A 21,014-nucleotide genomic window follows, 5' to 3' on the forward strand; every position below is an offset into this window, starting at 1 on the left:
TGAAGAATTTTTACAATATGGCTGAAAGTCTTATTTTACCGCCTCGGCGAGAGAGAACGTTTCCTCGGCAAGTGAAGCCTAGGCCACAGCGATATGCTAGAAATAAAAATGCCGTTCACCTTAAGTGAACGGCATTACAGCATTAATGCTGCTTTTTTTTTCAATTTTTAAGCTAGGAGTTTTATTTAGCGGCGATTAAACCTTGGTTTATGTCGGCTAAATCTTGCTCGGTAATGGTGCCGCCAGCACGTTTTAAGGCTAATACATTTTGAATGTAATTATATCGCGTTGACGATAAATTACGCTTGGCGTCGTATAAGTTTCTCGTACTGTTTAAAACATCAACAATGGTACGCGTACCCACTTCAAAACCTGCTTCAGTCGCTTTTAATGCACTTTGTGCACTCACCACGGCTTGCTCTAATGACTTAATAGCTGACACTGCAGTAATAACGGTGTTATAGGCATTACGGGTATTACGCACTACGTTACGATGCGTTTGTTCCATATTCTGGCTTGCAGCAACATAATTACTTTGCGCTTGACGAACACTGCTTGATATTGCTCCGCCTGAATAAATCGGCACATATAAAGACACACCAATTGAGTGGCTGTCTAGTGCGGGGTTATTAAAGTTGAGACTATTGACTTCATTATCTTGCTCGCGGCTGCCATAGCTGCCATTTAAGCTTAACGTTGGGTAATGTCCTGATTTTGCGATGTTGATATTTTCTTTGGCAATATCAATATTTATTCTTTCTGCAATTAGTTCTAAATTTTTCGCTTCTGCGGTTTGCTGCCATTCGTTGGCGCTATCTGGGTATGGGCGAGAAGTACTAAAGCGTTCGGTATTTAAAATGTTCAAATCACGGGGATAAACATTGGTGATAACACGTAATGCTTCTTCAGCATTAAACACTTGGTTTTCTGATCTAATTTCACTGGTTACGGCATTGTCATACTGAGCCTGAGCTTCATGAACATCAGTAATCGCTGTTAAGCCAACAGAAAATCTTTGTTTTGTTTGCTCTAACTGACGTTCAATAGCGGCTTTTTCTGCTTTTGAGAATTCCAAATCATCTTTTGAACTCAGCACCTGAAAGTAGGCTTGTGTTACGCGCACAATTAAATCTTGTTTTGCTAACTGGTATGACACATCACTTTGGTGCGCAACTTTCTTGGCATTATCAAGTTTTAACCAAGTACTATGATTATATAACTCCATATCTAAGTTAATACCATAACTCGTGGTATCACTTTTATTAGTCAGGAGTAAACCTGAAGATTGTCCAGTATCAGAGGTAGGAATAAACTCACTCTCGCTTTCGGTATAGCTTGCTGAACCGTAAACCTGTGGCAATAAGACTGAGCGAGCTTGTTCAATACCTTCTTCTGTTGCTAGATATTGCGCATGGGCTCGAAGAACAACCGGATCACTAGCTTGGGCTTGTTGGTATACTGACAGCAAATCTTCGGCATTAGCTAAAGAGCTACTTGCAGCACAGGCAAGGCCAATAAATAATGCGGTTATTGTTTTTTTCATCTTGAAGAGGTTCCTATAATAATGAACTGGTTATTATTTTCCTAATCGTACTATCTTATCGCGAATAAAGAATTAGCTAAATAAAATAAGTGTTTAGGAAAGTATTCTAGTGTAACAAAATGTTAAGTGCTAGGGTAACGAAAAATTATCTAATAGATTACCTAATAGCATGAGAGAGAACTAACGATGAGTATAACCAAAGACGCTTTATTACGCTTTAATTTAACCGACGTAGAGGTGATTAAAAAATCAAGAAAATACCAAGGTTTTTTTGCGCTCGATGAGTATCAACTTCGTCACAAACTTTATGCTGGCGGCTATAGTAAAGTATTAACACGAGAGGTTTTTGAGCGCGGTGATGCGGTTGCTTTATTACCCTATGATCCGATAACCGATAGTATCGTATTAATTGAACAATTTCGCTTAGGCGCATTACGCAGTAAAACAGGACCCTGGCAATTAGAACTTATTGCGGGTATGTTTTCAGAAAATGAAGTGGCATTAGACGTTGCGATCCGAGAAGCAAAAGAAGAAGCTAACTTAGATGTGGAGCCTAAAAAGGTGATTAAAGTGATGGATTACCTTTCAAGCTCAGGCGGTATGAGCGAGTGCATTCACCTTTATTGTGCCTGTGTTGACAGTGAGCATATTTCAGGTGTTCATGGTTTAGAGACAGAAGGTGAAGATATTTTAGTACATGTTGTTACGCGCCAAGACGCTGAAAAGTTACTTGCAGAGGGAAAGATAGCTAATGCTGCGACTATTATTGCGTTACAATGGCTAGCTCTAAATCTTGATAAGCTCAAAGCTAGCTGGAAATAAATGTCAGTTGTTGTAAAAAAATATCGTCCTCATTTACCCACTTTAATGACCTTGTTTGAAGTTAATTACATGTTATTGCTGCGCGTACTTGCTGATAAAGAACAGGTAGGCGAACAACGCTGTTTTTTTATCTCTGATTTTTTGAGTTACCGAGTGAGAGTTGACGAAATTACTAAATACACAACGTTACTAACAATTAATCAAGAAGCCAATATTCACGGTTATAATTTAACCGCGTTATTTCGCCCGAAAATGGTGGTTCGCTTATATCATGACGCTCGCATGGCTGAGGTGATCAGTAATCAAGATGTACAGCAAATTAAGCCACGCTATGATTACCCTAATAAAAAAATGCATTTACCTGATGAAAAACAGCAAATTAACTATTTCTTAAAAGAATGGTTACAGCTGTGTTTGCAATTAGGCCAAGTGCAGATCAATCTCAATATGCTGAAAAAATCCTAAGTTAATGTTAAAAAAACTAAAGTGAAAGCGCTTAATGTCAGATAAAACAATGCCCAGCAGCTTAAGGTTAAAAAAACTGACCTTAGCGCAAATTAGTGATAGCCATTTATTTGCTGATCGCACTGGCCTGCATCACCAGGCTAATGTTTACCAGAACTTAACCAATGTGCTGTTGGCTATCAAAAATCAGCCATCAATTGATGCGATTATTTTTACCGGTGATTTAACACAAGATCACACACTAGGGTCTTATCAGCTTTTTGTCAGCGCATTTGAAGCATGTGAAATTATCACCCCAGTTTATTTTATTGCCGGTAATCATGATGAACCGACGTTGTTATCACGTTATTTGTCACATGCCCCTTTTTGTCAAGACAGTATAATTGAAAATGATGATTGGCAAGTGCTATTGTTGGAAAGTAAAAGTGCAACACCTGCTGGCGAGATCAGCAAAGCACAGTTTGATATGGCGGGTGGCATTATTGACCCGACCAAAGCTCAATTGTTATTAATGCACCATCATCCAGTTGATGTTGGTTATTTTATTGATCAACATGGCTTAATAAACCAAGCAGAATTTCAACAGTTTTTAACTGACTTTCCTTCGATAAAAGCCGTAGGTTGTGGCCATATTCACCAAGCGTTAAGCTTGTCTATTAAGTTGGAAAAAAGCACAGTGAGTTTATATACTTGTCCGGCAACATCGATTCAATTTGACATCAATTCAGTAACAGCTAAATCAAATGGCCAACCGCCAGGCTATCGACTATTTACCTTGGCGAGTAATGGCGAATTTACTAGTACAGTACATTTTGTTTAACTTAATGAGAGAAAACAAATCATTATGATTAATATGTTATACATTCATGGTTTTAACTCATCACCTCAGTCAATGAAAGCTCAGATCACGCAGAAATTTTTTGCTGAAAACTACCCAGAAATAAACTTTCATTGCCCACAAATAGCCTCTTCACCCGATAGCGCTATGGCACAACTTGAGGCGATTATTGGCCTTGAACCCCACGCGACTTGGCTATTAGTAGGATCGTCTTTAGGTGGTTATTTTGCCACTTATTTAGCTGAAAAATATCAAGTAAAAGCGGTATTGATTAACCCTGCGGTTAAGCCATTCGAATTAATGAAAGCTTATTTAGGTGAGCAGGTAAATCCTTATACGCATGAGTGCTATCAAGTTAAAGAGCAACATATCCTTGAATTGAAAGCACTTGAACAGGAAAATATTTCTAACAATAATTACTTGGTCATGGTACAAACCGGTGATGAAGTGTTAGATTACCAACAAGCTGTTGAAAAATACCGCCAGTGCCAACTGGCAATAGTGCAAGGCGGAGATCATAGTTTTATTGATTATGAAAATACCTTGCCTAACATAGCGTTATTTTTCAACTTACCCCTAATATCAGCCTAATTATCAGAACCTATAAATGAGCGAACAATATAATTCCGATTCCATTGAGGTCCTAAGTGGCCTTGACCCAGTGCGCCATCGTCCAGGTATGTATACCGACACTACTCGTCCTAATCATTTAGGCCAAGAAGTTATCGATAACTCTGTTGATGAAGCATTAGCTAAGCATGCACAAAATATTACTGTCATTCTTGATAAAGACCAATCATTAGAAGTGATTGATGACGGGCGAGGTATGCCGATTGATATTCACCCAGAAGAAGGTGTGTCAGGGGTAGAACTTATTTTTTGTAAGCTACATGCTGGTGGTAAATTTTCTAATAAAAACTATCAGTTTTCTGGTGGTTTACATGGTGTGGGTATTTCTGTTGTCAACGCTTTATCTACCCGTGTAGACGTGTCGGTTAGGCGTGATGGTAAAGTCTACGAAATGGCTTTTGAAAGTGGCTATAAAGTAGAAGAGTTAAGAGAAACTGGCACCGTGGGTCGTCGTAATACCGGCACCCGGGTGAAATTTTGGCCTGACGCCAGTTATTTTGATTCTGCCAAGTTTTCAGCACGTCGGTTAGTACATTTATTAAAAGCTAAAGCCGTACTTTGCCCCGGATTGACCATAAAATTTCATGATAAAAATGAAGATAATAAATATCAATGGTGCTATGAAGACGGTTTAGTTGACTATTTAAAAGAGTCAGTTAAAGGTTACCCAAGCTTGCCAGAAGAGCCTTTTGTTGGCAGTTTTACCTCGCAACATGAAACCGCGGAATGGGCGATAACCTGGTTACCTGAAGGTGGTGAGTCGATTGGCGAAAGCTATGTTAACTTAATTCCTACGGTGCAAGGTGGTACGCATGTTAATGGCATGCGCCAAGGCTTATTAGAGTCAATGCGTGAGTTTTGTGAGTTTAGAAGCTTACTGCCACGTGGTGTTAAGTTAACGCCAGATGATATTTGGGACAAGTGTTGTTATATCCTGTCGGTGAAAATGGAAGACCCACAATTTGCCGGACAAACTAAAGAACGACTCTCTTCACGCCAATGCGCTGCATTTGTTACCGGCGTAGTAAAAGATTCGTTTAGTTTATGGCTAAACGAGCATACTAGCATTGCGGAAACATTAGCTGAATTTTGTATTTTTAATGCGCAACGTCGTTTACGTGCCGGCAAAAAAATCATTCGGAAAAAAGTCACCCAAGGGCCGGCTTTACCAGGTAAGTTAACCGACTGTGGTAGCCAAGATATTTTGCGTACCGAGCTATTTCTGGTCGAGGGCGACTCAGCCGGAGGTAGTGCCAAACAAGCCAGAGATCGTGAAGTTCAAGCCATCATGCCGCTACGTGGTAAAATTTTAAATACCTGGGAAGTTGACTCGGGACAAATCTTAGCCTCGGAAGAGGTGCATAACATTTCTGTAGCTTTAGGTATTGACCCTGATAGTGATGATTTATCAGGATTGCGCTACGGTAAAATTTGTATTCTTGCCGATGCCGACTCTGATGGTTTACATATCGCTACTTTGCTTTGCGCGTTATTTACTCAACATTTTTTACCCTTGGTTCAAGCCGGTCATGTTTATGTGGCTATGCCGCCATTGTATCGCGTTGATGTTGGTAAAGAAGTGTTTTACGCTTTGGATGAAGCGGAAAAAGACGGTATTTTGGATCGAATTGAAGCAGAGAAAAAGCGTGGTAAAGTCAATGTACAACGATTCAAAGGGCTAGGTGAAATGAATCCGTTACAATTACGTGAAACCACCATGGACCCCAATACGCGCCGCTTAGTGCAGTTAACGGTTGATGATCATAGTGAAACTATGGAATTGATGGACATGTTGCTCTCTAAAAAACGGGCCGGTGATCGTAAGATTTGGTTGCAATCTAAAGGTGATCTAGTTGAATTAGATTGATTTTACAGCGCATTAATCAAAAAAGTTGAGTTGATTAATTTACGATATTCATAAATACCCTTTGCCGTAGGCTAAGGGTTATCCTGAAGGTTGGCAATATCGGCCCACACAGTGGATTTTTTTGTGTTAAGTCATCAGCCATCTGATAACTTTCATTAATGTGTTATAGCATTAGGTTGACGTTGCAACAACGAACTTGGAGTAATAACATGCTATGGTTACCTTGTCGTTGACCTAGATGGTAATGAAATAGCAGCAAGTTACTGGCAAGTGACTGAAAAATAGTTTGAAAATAACCTTAGTTCTATATGGCATATTATTTTTTTAGCATCATAAATAATAGTTTATCATTTACCTAAATTCGTTTTATACTATTAATTTCGTATTATTACATGGACTGTTGGAGCACAGATTTGTTGAGAAGTTTGGTAAAGTTGACTATTCAAAATAGTGGCCTAATTTTCTTTATTTTTTTATTGATATCTTGTAAATCAAATGCTTTGCAGTCTTTAACTGATAGCGATTTTAATACGTTTTTGTTACGTGCTGAACAGCTTAATAACAGTGATCCCAAAGCTGCATTGGTTTTATTAGATAGACATAAAACCGAATTAAACACCCAACCTATCACCAATCAAGTTAATTACTATCGCATTCAATCCGCGGCATATATAGATCAAGCGTTATACAGTTTAAGTGAGGCATCGTCAGAACAGGGCTTAAAACTTGCCAAGCAAATGAATAAGCCTAGCATATTTATTGCAGAGCTCGCTTACACTAAAGGTTTTGCGATCGAAAACTTGGGTGATTTTGACGGGGCTTTTTTAATTTATCAAAACGGTTTAGACGTTGCACGCTCGATGAATAATCAGAAATTAATTGCGCGCGGTCTGATTAATATTGGTGCGATTTTATATTTACAGAAAAATTACAAACAGTCATTAATTACGCTTAATCAAGCCTTAGAACTGGCAAGTGCCATTGGCGATGATGCACTTTTAGGTGAAATTAACACTGAACTGGGTATTTTATATGGCCGTTTAGGTGAAAAAAACCAAGCCAATGACTATTTTCAACAGTCGTATCAATATTATAAAACTGCAGGTAAACATAACTATGCGCTTAATAGTTTGCATAATGTGGCTAATAACCACACGAACCAAAAGCATTTTGAGCAAGCTATTAAAGTTTATCGCGTGTTAGAAAACGAAATTCAGCCCAATACCAGTCATCAGTTTATCGCTAGTGTTTATAGAAATTTAGCTCGGGCGTTACTCAACAAGGAAGATGCTGAGACCGAAAGTGCTTATCGATATATTCTCCTTGCGGGTGAATATATCGAAGATGTAGAACAACATTTAGTAAAAATTCAATATCTTATAGACAAAGCTTATATTTTAGAAAAAATGGCGCGTTATCAAGAAGCATTAGTCAATCTTGAGCAAGCTGAAATACTGCTTGAGCGTAAAGCTAGCGATATTTATGATACTAGTGAGCTAAAAATTCTCTTTTTAAGCGCCAAATTGCATTATGCTTTAGGCCATTACAATCAAGCATATCAAATTCAAACTCAATATTTCACCCGATCTATAGCGGGCGAGCAGGTACGAGAAACGACTGAAGTCGATGAGTTAATGTTGCAATATGAAAGTGAAACGGCTCAACGACATAATAATATTTTAGAAAAAAAACAGCGCATACAGCATTTACAACTTCAGCAAATGACACTTGACGTCAACAGCCGTAAGGTATTTGTTGGCATATTAGCAATGTGTACTTTGTTATTAGCTTGGTGCTTATATCGTGTTATCAAAGTGCAAAGGAACTTAACTAACGCTACTCGAACTGACAGTCTAACGGGTGTCGTTAATCGACGTAGATTACTTGAGTTAGGTGAAGAGTATTTTATTACCGCCCAAAACTATCAACAAGCCTTTAGTGTTTTTATGATTGACATTGATTTATTTAAAAAAATCAATGACCAATTTGGTCATGTTATTGGTGACAAAGCACTAAAAGAAATTGCTATTCAAGGTCAAAATCTAATGCGAGCGAGTGATATTTTTGGTCGTTTTGGTGGTGAAGAATTTATTGCTTTATTGCCAAATACTGGAAATAGTGAAGCATTGGAAGTAGCACAGCGACTTCAAGAAAACATCGAAAAATCAAAATGGCAAACTCAGCAAATCAAGCAGTTAACGGTAAATATAGGTGTAGCGACATTTGAGCAAGGTAATTCTGCCAACTTTTCGGCTTTGTTAAAAGTAGCTGACGAACAATTGTTAAAGGTCAAACAGTCTGACCATAATACAGTGAGTTACCATGAATAAATGTTCGCGGCTAACAGGTCTTGCTTTATATTTGTTAATGATCTTTATCAGTACGGCTGTGAATGCGGATGAAATTACTGGACAGCAAGAGGTATTTAATCAACTTAATAGCCTCTATTATAAACAGCAAAGACCCCTTGTTTTTTTTGCGATTAATAGCGAAATATTAGCGCTTAATAGCTTGAGTGTGCATGACAAAGTGGCAGCGCAAGTTAAATTATTAGCTTGGCAAAAATTGTCTCCAACATTAAATGCCGCTGAACAATATTTATTGTATGTTGTACGTGCCAATATTGCTGATGTTGCCGGGCAAGAATATAAAGTTATTAATTGGCTCAATAAAGCATTTAAACTTGAGCCTTTACTGGCTAAAAAGCAACTTGACTCACCTTTATTTGCCAGTGCTTACCTGACCCTTGCAAACCTCTATGCAAGCCAAGGTGAAGATAAGAAAGCCTTTGATAGTAAAAAACAGTATATGAAAAAGCATTTTTCCCATTTGAAACAGCAAAAAGAATATCGTGTTAAACGTTTAAATGAAAAATACCACATTGAAAAAAAGCATGAAGAAAACGAGCTACTGACACAAAATAGTCAAATACAGTATTTTGCGTTGGCTCGTGCTGAATCTGAACGTAGTAAACAGCATCGCAATATTGCCATTTTTATTGCCGTAGGAAGCATTTTCCTTTTACTACTTTTACGGCAATTTAAAATCCGTCAAGCCTTAAAATTACTGGCAAAAACTGATAGTTTAACGTTATTGCCTAATCGTCGTTCGTTCTTTAGTCACGGTGCTACTTTTATGACCCAAGCATTAACCGCTAATAAAGCACTCAGTATTTTAATGTTAGATATAGATAATTTAAAAAATATAAATGACAACTTTGGTTATGAAGCCGGCGACAGCGTTATTGCTCATGTTGGCGAATTAGCCGGTGAAACTATGCGTTCTCGAGATTTTCTGGCACGTATTGGTGGTGAAGAGTTTGCCGCTATTTTACCCGAGGCCACCATTGCACAAGCGCGCGCGATTGCAGAGCACATACGTGAGAAAATTCAAGCCAATATCAGTAAAAATCAAAACAATAATATTCAGGTTACTGTCAGTATAGGTATTGCCAGCATTGCTGATATTAGAGAAAGTTTTGATAGTTTGTTACATGCGGCTGATTTAGCTATGTATCAAGCAAAGGCTTATGGTCACAATCAAGTTTGTAGCTATTCTACAGAAAGAAAAGAAAGAACAGAAAATTAAGATTAATCACTATTGGGAGATATTTATCGCCTAACAGTGTTCTTTCCACTAGTATAATCAGCTAAGCTACCCCAGAACAACAATAATAAAAGTAACGCTTAATAATTCGGCATTAAGTGAGCTTTTTAGGAAAATATTTTCATGTCAGATGCTCTCGACTTTAGTTTAGACGGTATTGAACAACGCCCTCTAAGACAATTCACTGAAGAAGCTTATTTAAATTACTCGATGTATGTCATTATGGATCGTGCATTACCTCATATTGGTGATGGCTTAAAACCGGTGCAACGACGTATTGTTTATGCCATGTCAGAACTTGGCTTATCTGCATCAGCAAAATATAAAAAATCTGCCCGTACTGTCGGTGATGTACTAGGTAAATTTCATCCCCATGGCGATTCTGCTTGTTACGAAGCTATGGTGTTAATGGCGCAGCCATTTTCATACCGTTACCCATTAGTTGACGGACAAGGAAATTGGGGCGCTCCTGACGATCCAAAGTCATTTGCCGCCATGCGTTATACCGAAGCTCGTTTATCACGCTTTAGTGAAGTTTTATTGGCAGAATTAGGCCAAGGCACTGTTGATTGGTCGCCTAATTTTGATGGCACCATGCAAGAGCCTAAAACCTTACCTGCGCGTCTACCACATATTTTACTCAATGGTATTACCGGCATTGCTGTCGGTATGGCAACAGACATTCCGCCGCACAATGCTAGAGAAGTGGCGAATGCCTGTATCCATTTAATTGAGCAACCGAAAGCTGAATTAGCCGATCTACTCGATATTATTCATGGGCCAGATTATCCAACTGATGCTGAAATCATCACGCCTAAAGCCGATATTGAAAAAATTTATCAAACCGGTCGTGGCAGCATTAAAATGCGTGCGGTCTATGAGCAGTTACATGGTGATGTGGTTATTACCGCATTACCGCATCAGGCTTCAGGTGGAAAAATATTAGAACAAATTGCTAATCAAATGCAGGCAAAAAAACTGCCCATGGTGGTTGATTTACGTGATGAATCAGATCATGAAAACCCGATCCGTTTAGTGATTGTACCCCGTTCAAATCGTGTCGATATTGAACAGCTGATGCAGCACTTATTTGCTACCACAGATTTAGAAAAAAACTTTCGTGTCAATTTAAACATGATTGGTTTGAACAACAAACCCGCGGTTAAAGATATTAGAACCATATTAAGCGAGTGGTTAGAATATCGACGTGAAACTGTGCGCCGTCGTTTACAATATAGATTAGATAAAGTATTAGCGCGTTTGCATCTGTTAGATGGCTTATTAATCGCGTATCTTAATATTGATGAAGTGATTGAAATTATAAGAGGTTTTGACAAACCTAAAGCAGAGTTAATGTCACGCTTTGAACTGTCAGAGCGCCAAGCCGAATCAATATTAGAAATTAAACTTCGCCAACTGGCTAAGCTTGAAGAAATTAGAATTCGTGCTGAGCAAGATGAGTTGAACATAGAACGTGAATACCTTGAAAAAATACTCAGTTCTAAAGTTCGCATGAACACCTTAATGAAGAAAGAGATCTTAGAAGCCGCTGAAAAATACGGTGATGATCGTCGCTCTGTTATTGTTGAGCGACAAGAGGCAAAAGCCCTATCTGAAAAAGATCTTATGCCGAGTGAGCCCGTGACCGTTGTGGTTTCGCAAAAAGGCTGGGCACGTTGTGCAAAAGGTCACGACATAGATGCACAAGCATTAAGTTACAAGTCAGGTGATGAATACTTATGCTTAGCAAAAGGGCGTAGTAATCGTCCTGTGGTGTTTTTTGACTCCGCAGGTAGAGCTTACGCCACTGATGCTCATAGTCTACCTTCAGCGCGTAGCCAAGGAGAGCCGCTAACCGGGCGCTTTAATCTGACGAGTGGTGAAAACTTTGAAAAAGTACTGATGGCCGATGACGAATGTCGTTACTTACTCAGTAGCGATGCCGGTTACGGTTTTGTGGCTAGCTTTGCCGATATGGTCAGTCGTAATAAAAATGGTAAAGCATTATTAACTTTGTCTGCAGCGGCGAAAGTAATGACGCCAAAAGTTATTAGTAGTTTAGAGACAGAATTAGTGCTTTCAATTACCTCAGAAGGGCGCATGTTGGTTTTCCCAATCAAAGATTTACCTATTTTGAGTAAAGGTAAGGGTAATAAAATAATTAATATCCCTACTGCAAGGGCTAAAGCACGTGATGAATATGTAACCTTGCTCGAAGTGTTACCACCCAACAGTGCTATTACCTTGCATGCCGGCAAGCGAAAGTTAACGTTAAAAGCGAGTGACATTGAACATTATAAAGGTGAACGTGGCCGTCGAGGTAATAAGCTACCTAGAGGTTTACAACGCGTTGATCATATCGTTGTAGAGCAACAAAACTCAGATATAGAGCCTGAAATTCCTGAGAGTTAACACTGGTGATTTAGTATCTAAGAGTTAGCACAAAAAAAAGCCTTAAGATTAAATGTCTTAGGGCTTTTTTATGCTCAGGACGAGCGGTATGCTGCGATCACATGGATGTGAAAGAGCAGCGATGCTCAGGATGATCGGTCAGTTTTTTTACCTGACAAAACTCAGTACCAACATCCATGTCGGCAATGCTACGAACTCGTGGCCATTCCTAGCCATCCATCTTGGATTGTACTTGGTGCGCGGTTAATTGTTGAATTAGCGCCGAAAGTTGCGTGATTTTTTTATTTGATAATTGCCGATAATCGAAATAAGGACAAATAATAACGCCTAAATCGATATTAATGGCGAAATCATGACTCAGCCATATGCAGCTATTACAAAGCCCTAGTTGTTCAGCGTAACCTTTACCTAATATTATGTGTAGTTTTTGACTGGGCTTAGCGCTGAGTAAATTAGCCTCTGAACAGTCAGCCACTGATAAATTAGGTGCTGAAAAAAGTAAGCAATGATCACTTTCTGCCTGCAATAGAACGCTGTCTCTTAAGTGTTGCCAGCTAGTAAATTGTTCTGGTGATATTTCAAATAACAACTTAGCGTAGACATTAAAAATTTTTCGCCAATGGTTACCGGTTTCACGAGCAATATCGGCAATTTCATCTGTCACTAACGCTTTAACACTCGTCAGATTTTGATAGTGTGCTAATGGAGGGCAGTTTCTTATATAGAAAATAATCTTGGCGTCAAGAGTACCTAAACCGACGGCTTTATTTTGCATTTTCACCCATTTATTCGTTAGATCATCCATTTTTACGCAGAAAAAATGGCCAACTATAAGACATTTACTTAATAACGAGTTGTGCTAGTTATTAAATAAATAAATAAATAAATAACGCAGCAGTTATTTATTTAAACCAGTAGAAGTGATGATATATTTAGTGAAATTGGTGCTACTTTCCCTAATAAAAATCCAATAAAAAACCCGGTACAATCCGGGTTTTTAATCGTTTATATCAGCCATACTAAGCTTAATTAAAACTCTTTCAACATATTTTCCAAAGAATCATCAAACGTTTTTAATTCTTTTTCCAGTTGAAATTTTTCTTTCAGTTGTTCAATTTCACGCCACTTTCTTTTTTTATTATTACTTGTACTCGATTTAGGCCGTTTGCCTAAAGAGCCCAATACTTGTTGAAAATCTTCCATGGTATGCTCCTTATTTCTACAACTGCAGTATTTTTTACCACATCTGTTAACAATATAGAAACATTATTTTCATTTTATTTACAATAGTATGGGTTTAACAAGCTTTATAACTTAAAGATTTAAAGCATTGCCTGTAATTGTTGCTCAAGTTTAACTTGGTCAATGGTAAAGTTTCGAATACCCTCGGCTAACTTCTCTGTTGCCATAGCATCTTGGTTCATTTGCCATCTAAATTGTGCTTCATTAAGTGCAGGTTCATCGGCTAATGGTGCATGATCGCTAAACAGTTTTTGTGATACTGTCGCCGTTGAATTAGCTAATTCGTCCATCAGGTTTGGGCTAATCGTTAATCGATCACAACCAGCGAGTTCAAGTATCTCACCAATATTTCTAAAACTAGCTCCCATGACTACGGTTTTGTGACCTTTAGCTTTGTAATAATTATAAATATTGGTTACTGATACTACGCCTGGATCTTCGCTGGCTGAGTAATCACTACGGCCAGTGTCTTTTTTATACCAATCTAAAATGCGACCAACAAAAGGTGAAATTAAGTAAATATTGGCTTCAGCACAGGCCTGTGCTTGAGCAAAGTTAAACAACAAAGTTAAATTGCAGTTAATGCCTTCAGCTTCTAGTTGCTCTGCCGCTTTAATACCTTCCCATGTTGAGGCTACTTTGATCAATATACGATCATTACTAATGCCAGCCTCGTTATACATAGCGATGAGTTTATACGCTTTAGCAATCGATGCTGCGGTATCAAAAGATAAGCGCGCATCAACTTCTGTTGAAATTCTACCTGGGACTGTCTTTAAGATTTCTAAGCCAATAAGTACTGAAAACTTATCTGCAGCGTCGATAACTTGCTGTTCAGCGTTTGATGATTGAGTTTTCGCCCACGCTACTGCGCTGGCAATTAGTTGCTGATAATTAGCTAAAGAGGCTGCCTTTAATAGTAAAGACGGATTAGTGGTGGCGTCTTGTGGTTGAAACTTAGCAATAGCTTCAATATCGCCGGTATCAGCAACAACCGTGGTCATTGCTTTTAGTTGAGAAAGTTGAGAAAGTTGATCGGTCATAACATGTCCCTTGACGTTGATAATGTAATCAGGTGGTTTTATTGAGTAAATTTTGGTGAAATATTACAACATTTACAAGTAATTTGATTGAAAATAGTGAACTTTTTATCTTATTCGGCTCTATTTGTATCAAATTTTCATAATTTAGCAAGTGTGATGGTAAAATAATGTAGATAAAACACTTTATTGCCTGTGTGTGCGCTAATGGTTCAGTGCGCAATTGATAATGAAGATAATTATATTCGTTTTTTCCTGTGTTATAGTGACAAAAACTTTAAGATAGAGTAGATAAATAATGTTACTTGTTGTTTCTCCGGCGAAGAACTTAGATTATGAATCCCCCGTTGCTACCGAGCTATATTCACAGCCTGAACTATTAGCAGACAGTAAAGTGTTGATGAAAAAGTGTAAAACACTAACGCCTGCGGATATTAGTTCATTAATGGCTATTAGCGATAAATTAGCCGGCTTAAATGCGGCACGTTTTGGCGAATGGGCAACGCCTTTTACGCCGGAAAATGCTCGACAAGCTGTGCTAGCTTTTAATGGTGATGTATACACTGGCTTAGATGCTAAATCGTTTAGCGATGATGACTTTACCTTCGCTCAACAACATATGCGGATATTATCAGGGTTATATGGCCTATTAAGACCGCTTGATTTGATGCAAGCATATCGACTAGAAATGGGTAAAAAATTAGATAATGATCGCGGTAGTAATTTATATCAATTTTGGGGTGATATTATCACCGAGCATTTAAATGTCGCTATTGCCGCCCAAGGCGATAATGTATTGATTAATTTAGCGTCAAATGAATACTTTAAAGCGGTTAATAAAAAAGTATTAAAAGCCGAGGTAATAACCCCAGCATTTAAAGATTGGAAAAATGGTCAATTTAAAATGATCAGTTTTTTTGCCAAAAAAGCACGAGGTTTAATGGCGCGTTATATTATTGAGCACCAAATCACAGATCTTGAAAAGTTGAAAGACTTTGATGTGGCAGGTTATCAATACTCCAGTGAATTAAGTAAAGCTAATGACTGGGTATTTACCCGTAAAACGCTCGATTAAGCTGATTTAATTTGCTTGATTATAATTGCTATGATGCCCAAATAGATTGCTGTTGTTGCGATGTTTTGCACATAAGCATGGCATAAATCGCGTGACAGATATCCTGTGTTAATTGACTACTCTACTCAGTTTCAAGAGCTTGGTGATGTTGTCGTAGTAAGTCGATAAAGGTACTCATTTTACAGACCATGTAATGGTAAGTTTATCTGTTAAGTCGTTTATGGCGCGTGACATATCACGTTGTTTCACTTTAGTGAATTGAGTGTAGTGGGCAGTGGTGTGGAGACTGGCGTGTCCCAGTAATTGCTGTAAAGAGCGCAAATGAAGCCCTTACTCGAGCAGATGGGTAGCAAAAAAATAACGAAGGGAATGTGGCTAATGGGTTTGTTAATCTGGCAATTTTGGAGCACTGCCTTTATCCATCGGTGTATTGGTTTTTGTATGAGCCCGAGGAAATATTAAACGCATGTGGCGGTGTGTTTTCCAATAATTTCTCAGCGCTAATAAGGGATACTTAATGACAGCATCATCGAAGTGGCAATGCTGTCATTGAGTATAGAAGCTAGCTTAAAATTTACTCTGCCGCAGAGCGGCTTCGTTCAACAAGTTGTTAAACGGAAAAATACAGCTGGCTTTTTTCACTCCGCTCAACATTCTAGCCAATAATTATTTAGTCTGTTATTTGGGCGTTGGATTCGATTTCAGACAATACCTTAAAGAGATAAATTGAATAACGTATGGTAAATATTACTTCAGCACATCAATGTTTTAAACAAGGAGATATTGCCCAAGCAGAGCAAATGTATCGTCAAATATTATCCGAAAATAAAAATAATGTTGAGGCGCTTTGGGGAATGGGCAGGGTAGCATTAACGTTTAATAGTTATCAGCGCGCATATGAGCTATTTAAACGCTGTATTTCGCTCAATAGCACATTAAAACAACCAAAATATCTTTTATCGATGTCTGAGGCTTGCCTTTACTTAATGAGGTTTGAAGAAGCAGAGCAGGCTTTGTTGGCTGCGAATAAAGTTAATGGAGGCTCTGTAGCTACTTTCACGGCATTGGCTATATTTTATTGTGAAATGGGTGATTTTATACAAGCAGGAACTTTTATTAAAAATATTTTGAAAATAGTTCCTGCAAATGTACAAGCTTTTTGTTTATTAGTACGCTGTAAAAAGTTAACACTTGCTAACAATAGCGAAAGAGAATTTGTTGATGATATGTTTAATAAGCTTACACTTTCTACAAGTGTATTAACGAAGCGAGAGAAAATATTATTACATTTTTCTTTTGCTGAACTTTTTCATGAAAACAATGAATTTGAAAAAGCATTTTCACATTTTACCCTGGCAAATGCACTGCAACGTTCGCTTATTAATTTTAGTGTAGTTGATATGAAAGACTATTTTGACGGTTTACTTTCTTCATTCACCCATAGTACTTTTCAACAGCTAGAACCTGATCTAGAACTAGCAGAAACCCACAAGCAGAAATTAATCCCAATTTTTATTGTTGGGCAGCCACGTTCAGGCTCTACTTTATTAGAACAAATGTTAATAGGGCACAGCGCTATTGACAGTGGCGGTGAATTACCCTTTATGGCTGGAGATATAGCTAAAGGCATTTATCAATTAACGGGTAAGCACTTTCCTGAAGGCGCATCACTGTTAGATAATAAACAATGCCGTATACTAGGTGAACATTATTTAAAAAACTTACAAACACTTGCCCCTTCATCAAAATATATCATTGATAAAATGCCCGCGAATTATCAGTCAATAGGTTTGATAAAATTGATATTGCCACAGGCAAAAATAATTCATATTAAGCGAGATCCTATTGATGTTAGTTGGTCAATTTTTAACAACCATTTTGAATCATTAGAGCCTTACTTTTGTTCGTTAATTGAAATAGGGCAATATCATCATTTATACCAAAAAATCATGGATAATTGGCAAGCGGTGCTCCCTAACTTTGTTCATCACATTAGTTATGAAAAATTAGTGGAAACCCCAGAAGTTGAAATAACGAAAGTGCTCGCGTTTTGTAAGTTAGAGTTCCAAAGTAATTGTTTATCAATGGCAGGGTCTAAACGTTACATTAGGACACTGAGTGATATACAGTTAAGAGAAGGTATACAGAAAAATAATGAGAAAAAATGGTTATCTTATAATAAGTATTTACAGCCGTTATTTGATGCTTTGAATGTGACTAGTTAACAATCATATTCTTAGGTGGTTCTCAGGTGATTATTGTTAAATATTTGGATATTTAAGCTTAAGTTGTTTCGCATTTTGGATGTGTATTGCTGATACCCATTGAATTCACGGGCTAAAGCTGACGGAATCAGAATAAAAGTAGGGGAGTAGGTGTAACAAAAACCTAAACAGTAAGGTTTAGGTTTTTTTGTTTACATTGACAGCTTTTAATTTTTAGCTAACATCTGGTCACTTTTAACTGACCGCTAAGAACTGGCGGTGTTTAGGTTAACTCGTAGTTTTACCGCGTTTCGCGACTTTTTTCGCTTTAGCTTTCTTTTGAGCAACAGTTCTTTTTACTTTGGTTTTTTTAACAGCAACACGTGCTTCTTTGTATTGCGGTCTTAACGTTTCAATGACACGGCGTGGTAAACGTTCTTTAATATAACGTTCAATTTTACCAATAACCAACATGTCATGCGCTTCAACCAGTGAGATAGCTGTGCCTTTATTGCCCGCTCGACCTGTTCGCCCGATGCGATGTAAATAAATATCGGCGGTGCGTGGCATATCAAAGTTGATAACATGGGTGATATCGTCAATATCAAGGCCACGTTCAGCAATATCGGTAGCGACTAATACATTAACCGTACCATTGCGTAAGCGCTCAACTGAAGTGTTGCGTTTGTCTTGTTGCATTTTACCTTCAAGCCAGACACAAGGCATGTTATCAGCATAAAGTTTACCTGATAGGTATTGCACGGTCTCACGTTTATTGGCAAAAACCAGGGCACGTCCTACTTCTTCTTGTTGCAATAAGTTCAGTAATAAGGCGAATTTATGATCTTTGTTATCGGCTAAGTGCATCCACTGGTGAATTTTCGCTTTTTCTTTTCGAGAAGGATTCGCTTCCAAAAATACCGGGTCGTTTAAGAGTTCGCGAGAAAAACGTACTACGGCAGCACCTTCCAGTGTGGCGGAAAATAGCATGGTTTGTTTACGCCAACGTGCTTCTCCAACAATGCGATTAATAGTTTCAGCAAAACCCATAGTGAGCATACGGTCAGCTTCATCTAAAATAAGGATTTCAATTTCACGGCTATCAAACTGCTCGCTTTCAATGTATTCCATTAACCGGCCAGGTGTAGCAACCAAAATATCGGTGTTACCTGTGAGTACTTCTTTATGGCTGCCATAATTAACACCACCAGTAATAACCGCAGATTTAATGTTGGTTAGCGCGGTTAACTTCTGACATTGCTCATGAGTTTGTATGGCAAGCTCGCGTGTAGGCGATAAAATGAGTACACGTGGAAACCCTTGCTGCGGGCGAGGATAATCAAGCAAGTGTTGAGCAGCAGGTAAAATAAATGCTGCTGTTTTTCCCGTTCCTGTTGGGGCTGAAGCTAATACGTCTTTGCCTGTCATAGCCACAGGAAGTACTAACTCTTGGATAGACGTTGGCTTTTTATAGCCTGCATTTTCAATGCCGCCCAATAATGCGGAATCTAGGTCAAACTGCTCAAACATGTAATAATTTTCTTTGGGGATTAATGAAGGGATTATAATGGCAAAATACTATTTATCCTAAAGATCTTGCCAAATTTGTCTATTTATTATGATATTTAACTTAATCTACTAGAATATCTGCGATTTCAGCGCTAATTTGTTGGCACCACTGTTTGATCCGTACTTCGCTAGCGTCGTATTGGTTGTCTTCATCAAGCGCTAAACCAACAAAATTTTGCCCATCCTCTGTTAGTGCTTTTGACTCCGCAAAGTCATAACCTTCATTTGGCCAATAACCGATAACATAGCCGCCTTGTGCTAGCACTTGGTCATGTAACATGCCAAGTGCATCTTGAAACCAGTCAGTGTAACCAATTTGATCCCCCATACCATAAATGGCAACAATTTTTCCTTCAAGATCAATGTTGGCTATTTCTGGCCAATGTGACTCCCAGTCTTCCTGAATTTCACCATAGTCCCAAGTAGAAATACCTAAAATTAAGATGTCGTGGTCTACCATTTCCGTCAGTGGCGTATCTTTGATATTAAATAAGGTGACGTTATCTTGGCCAAGTTCAGCTTGAATTTTTTCTGCTGCTATTTCGGTATAACAAGTGGTTGAGCCGTAAAATAATGCGATATTCATTGATAAATTACCGAGGTTTAACGAACCACGTTAGGTGGTCGGTGAGCGAGTGGCGGGATTTTAGCAAATTTCTCGCCAATAAGATGCTTTGCTGTGCTACTGAAAGTCATATTTTATCAGATCAGTTAGCTATTGGCCGGCTTAGTGTTATTGCAATTATGCCTTTTTCACTGTAATTTTAGGGTGCTTAAAGCGGTCTTTGTATTTATCTAGAATTACAAAAGTAATTTTCCGCTTATTTTCCGCTCATAGAGTTAAGGTATGGTATTGATTTATGTCTAAGAAATTTTTATTGGCTGCTGCATTTGGCTTGTTAAGTTTGACCCACAATGTTGTAGCGTATGCTGAGCCAGCAAATAACAGTGTTATGTTACCTGTTACTCAGTCGCCTGAGTTGAAAATGGTAAAGGCAAAGTTGTCACAAACATTAGGGTTTAATGTTGCTAGTATCAAACCATCCCCCATGGCAGGTATCGTTGAAGTGCTTACCGATCAGGGCTTATTTTATGCTAGCGCCGATGGCAATTTTTTATTGCATGGTAAAATGTATGGACTAGGCGAAAATGTGAGTAATTTAACCGAAGAAAGTTTAGCGCAAGTGCGTGTTGACGGTATGGTTAAGTTCTCTGATGCTATGATTGTTTATCCGGCTAAAAACGAAAAGCATGTAGTAACCGTTTTTACTGACATTACCTGTGGTTACTGTCGTAAAATGCACAAACAAATGAGTGCTTACAACGATAAAGGCATCACAGTGCGTTATTTAGCGTATCCACGTGCCGGCGTAAAAGACCAAACCGGCAGTTATTCACAAGGTTTTAAAGATTTACGTTCGATATGGTGTCATGAAGATCCTCAGTCGGCGTTAACAAAAGCAAAAAGTGGCTCTTCAGTAGCGGCACGTATTTGTGATATGCCTATCGAAGATGAATTTGACTTTGGTCGTCAAGTGGGTGTTGCTGGAACACCGGCCATTATATTAGCCAATGGCATGATGGTGCCAGGTTATCAAGACCCAAGTAAATTATTTACGTTATTAGAAAGCTCTCAGCAAGGTGGCTAATATTCAACAAATTCATAATTTTTTTTGATGGGTATAAGTTAATTTTTTGATA

Annotated in this window: 17 protein-coding genes; 11 read left to right on the plus strand and 6 right to left on the minus strand. The window is 38.3% G+C overall.

The window, feature by feature from the left end; all coding sequences use genetic code 11:
- Positions 1–181 precede the first annotated feature (181 nt).
- Positions 182–1,543 (minus strand): outer membrane channel protein TolC, encoded by a 1,362-nt coding sequence (tolC, locus tag H4J59_RS07350; RefSeq protein ID WP_182238123.1) that lies wholly within the window; start codon positions 1,541–1,543, stop codon positions 182–184.
- Between the two features lie 186 nt (positions 1,544–1,729).
- On the opposite strand from tolC, the gene H4J59_RS07355 reads away from it, so the two are divergent.
- From H4J59_RS07355 to parC, 8 genes are all read left to right on the plus strand, one after another.
- Positions 1,730–2,365 carry an NUDIX domain-containing protein gene (locus tag H4J59_RS07355; RefSeq protein WP_182238125.1) on the plus strand — a complete coding sequence of 212 codons (636 nt, stop codon included), beginning with the start codon at positions 1,730–1,732 and terminating at the stop codon, positions 2,363–2,365.
- Positions 2,366–2,830 carry a DUF1249 domain-containing protein gene (locus tag H4J59_RS07360; protein WP_182238127.1) on the plus strand — a complete coding sequence of 155 codons (465 nt, stop codon included), beginning with the start codon at positions 2,366–2,368 and terminating at the stop codon, positions 2,828–2,830.
- A gap of 34 nt (positions 2,831–2,864) precedes the next feature.
- Positions 2,865–3,650 (plus strand): metallophosphoesterase, encoded by a 786-nt coding sequence (locus tag H4J59_RS07365; protein WP_259369436.1) that lies wholly within the window; start codon positions 2,865–2,867, stop codon positions 3,648–3,650.
- 24 nt (positions 3,651–3,674) lie between these two features.
- A complete protein-coding gene (locus H4J59_RS07370; RefSeq protein WP_182238130.1) occupies positions 3,675–4,259 on the plus strand; it encodes a YqiA/YcfP family alpha/beta fold hydrolase in 585 nt (194 codons plus the stop codon).
- Positions 4,260–4,275: 16 nt separating this feature from the next.
- Positions 4,276–6,165: a DNA topoisomerase IV subunit B gene (gene parE, locus H4J59_RS07375; RefSeq protein ID WP_182238132.1), complete on the plus strand. Its 1,890-nt coding sequence runs from the start codon at positions 4,276–4,278 to the stop codon at positions 6,163–6,165.
- 500 nt (positions 6,166–6,665) lie between these two features.
- Positions 6,666–8,495: a tetratricopeptide repeat-containing diguanylate cyclase gene (locus H4J59_RS07380; RefSeq protein WP_182238134.1), complete on the plus strand. Its 1,830-nt coding sequence runs from the start codon at positions 6,666–6,668 to the stop codon at positions 8,493–8,495.
- Complete coding sequence (locus H4J59_RS07385) at positions 8,488–9,753, plus strand: GGDEF domain-containing protein (protein WP_182238135.1); 1,266 nt, start codon at positions 8,488–8,490, stop codon at positions 9,751–9,753. The genes H4J59_RS07380 and H4J59_RS07385 overlap by 8 nt, the downstream gene beginning before the upstream one ends.
- 141 nt (positions 9,754–9,894) lie before the next feature.
- On the plus strand, positions 9,895–12,183 hold the full coding sequence (gene parC, locus H4J59_RS07390; RefSeq protein WP_182238137.1) for a DNA topoisomerase IV subunit A: 2,289 nt from the start codon (positions 9,895–9,897) through the stop codon (positions 12,181–12,183).
- 208 nt (positions 12,184–12,391) lie between these two features.
- Here parC and H4J59_RS07395 read toward each other — a convergent pair whose 3' ends face one another.
- The 3 genes from H4J59_RS07395 to tal all read right to left on the minus strand — a co-directional run bounded on the left by H4J59_RS07395 (position 12,392) and on the right by tal (position 14,468).
- Entirely contained in the window at positions 12,392–12,958 is a 567-nt protein-coding gene (locus tag H4J59_RS07395; protein WP_182238139.1) for a DUF6942 family protein, read from the minus strand.
- A 254-nt stretch (positions 12,959–13,212) separates the two neighbouring features.
- Positions 13,213–13,386 carry a DUF3545 family protein gene (locus H4J59_RS07400; RefSeq protein WP_182238141.1) on the minus strand — a complete coding sequence of 58 codons (174 nt, stop codon included), beginning with the start codon at positions 13,384–13,386 and terminating at the stop codon, positions 13,213–13,215.
- Positions 13,387–13,505: 119 nt separating this feature from the next.
- Positions 13,506–14,468, minus strand: a complete 963-nt coding sequence (gene tal / locus H4J59_RS07405) for a transaldolase (protein WP_182238143.1) — start codon at positions 14,466–14,468, stop codon at positions 13,506–13,508.
- 295 nt (positions 14,469–14,763) lie between these two features.
- Here tal and yaaA point away from each other — a divergent pair, with 295 nt between their 5' ends.
- Both yaaA and H4J59_RS07415 read left to right on the plus strand, forming a co-directional pair.
- Entirely contained in the window at positions 14,764–15,540 is a 777-nt protein-coding gene (gene yaaA / locus H4J59_RS07410) for a peroxide stress protein YaaA (RefSeq protein ID WP_182238144.1), read from the plus strand.
- Between the two features lie 737 nt (positions 15,541–16,277).
- Complete coding sequence (locus tag H4J59_RS07415) at positions 16,278–17,765, plus strand: sulfotransferase (protein ID WP_182238146.1); 1,488 nt, start codon at positions 16,278–16,280, stop codon at positions 17,763–17,765.
- Between the two features lie 267 nt (positions 17,766–18,032).
- Here H4J59_RS07415 and srmB read toward each other — a convergent pair whose 3' ends face one another.
- A complete protein-coding gene (gene srmB / locus H4J59_RS07420) occupies positions 18,033–19,274 on the minus strand; it encodes an ATP-dependent RNA helicase SrmB (RefSeq protein WP_182238148.1) in 1,242 nt (413 codons plus the stop codon).
- Between the two features lie 100 nt (positions 19,275–19,374).
- Positions 19,375–19,899, minus strand: a complete 525-nt coding sequence (gene fldB, locus H4J59_RS07425) for a flavodoxin FldB (protein ID WP_182238151.1) — start codon at positions 19,897–19,899, stop codon at positions 19,375–19,377.
- A gap of 274 nt (positions 19,900–20,173) precedes the next feature.
- On the opposite strand from fldB, the gene dsbC reads away from it, so the two are divergent.
- Positions 20,174–20,962, plus strand: coding sequence for a bifunctional protein-disulfide isomerase/oxidoreductase DsbC (gene dsbC, locus H4J59_RS07430; RefSeq protein WP_182238153.1), 789 nt, complete (start codon positions 20,174–20,176; stop codon positions 20,960–20,962).
- Positions 20,963–21,014 lie beyond the last annotated feature (52 nt).

This window comes from Colwellia sp. MB02u-10 (assembly GCF_014077185.1).
Lineage (GTDB): Bacteria > Pseudomonadota > Gammaproteobacteria > Enterobacterales > Alteromonadaceae > Cognaticolwellia.